The 1,254-nt window shown below is 47.8% G+C and carries 1 protein-coding gene and 1 pseudogene; both read right to left on the reverse strand.

Annotation, left to right across the window (positions count from 1 at the left end; all coding sequences use genetic code 11):
- Positions 1 to 358: pseudogene (locus R7Q38_RS23790) on the reverse strand (TIGR01620 family protein); the annotation flags it as partial.
- On the reverse strand, positions 355 to 1,254 hold a 900-nt coding region (locus R7Q38_RS23795), incomplete at its 5' end, for a YcjX family protein (protein ID WP_318114521.1). The pseudogene R7Q38_RS23790 and the gene R7Q38_RS23795, both read right to left, overlap by 4 nt.

Here is a 1,254-nt window from a genome sequence, read left to right on the forward strand (position 1 = left end):
TACCGATGGCACCTAGGCCCAATGATGCCACAGCAGTAATGAAACCCGCCCAACCTAATGCTAGCCAGTCAGCCGTTTGCACCGCAGTGACAACTGAGTCCACAGCCTGCCACCCGACCAATCCGGCAAAAGTAGCAAACACACCGGTTGCGAGCCATTTTCTGCCCGGCCTAGGGCGAATCACGTGTTCAAGTTGCAGTTCTTGTTCGGTTTCAATTCGATCTTCTTCTATCTTCACTGGTACAAAAGTTTCTTTTTCACTGAATGTCTTTTGCGCCGTTAACTCTGGTGAATCCGATTGCTGCTCTTTCTCTAGTGCTTTGTCAGAGAAAATTTGTTTCTGCTTCAATTCGCTCATTTCAATTTGTCTCCTAGCAGATAATCCAGTGCTTTATCTAGACGTATGTGTTTCATCGGTTCATCACTTGCTGACGGCATAGGACGGAAGGAAGTAAAGTCGAAACCACTGTTTTGCCAATAGGCGGCATTGGGTAGCTTCTTCGGCACCTCTCCTGGGAACATCGTCATTGCCTCACCGTTTAAGGTCGTCCCCTGTAACGCAGAAATGGTTTTGTCGCCTGAGGTAATAAACCCAGAAGTGGTCGCTTGGATGGAAGCAATGCTCATACAACTCATTTCAATGTTCTCATAAGCAGCGGTTTGCCATGCTGGGTGCACCATTTGTTGCAGTAGAGAGGCAAGGTGCGGATGCTGATCTGGTGTCACGTGAACGGCCTTGGTGGCGGCCAAGAGCTCTTTGTCTATTTTTGGCGAGAACAAACGACGCAAAAAGCTACTGCGACCATAACGAAAGCTGTGCATGATCTGCTCAAGAGCCTGACGCATATCATAAAACGCCTCGTCGCCAGCATTAAGTGGCTGTAAACAATCCACCAGCACAATTTGGCGGTCAAATGTTGCAAAATGGTGCTTATAAAACGCTTTCACTACTTTCTGCTGATATTCATGAAAACGCGCTTCTAACATGGCTAAATTGCTGCCTTTAGGCGCTTTGCTTTCCGGTTCAAATCGACAAGGAAAGAACTGCAACACCGGTGCACCAGCAAGCTCTCCTGGTAACACAAATCGTCCTGGCTGAACCCAGTGCAGCCCAGCATCTTTACAAGCATGGAGATAATCCGTGTAAGCGTGAGCCACTTTCTCTAGCTGCTTTTCATCTGCATCCGCATTGAGCTCGATCTGTTTGAGTTCAGTTAGCCATGCTTGAGCTAACTCTTTGCGTTTGCCTTTCAG

This window comes from Vibrio sp. Vb0598, from assembly GCF_033338935.1.
GTDB classification, from domain to species: domain Bacteria; phylum Pseudomonadota; class Gammaproteobacteria; order Enterobacterales; family Vibrionaceae; genus Vibrio; species Vibrio alginolyticus.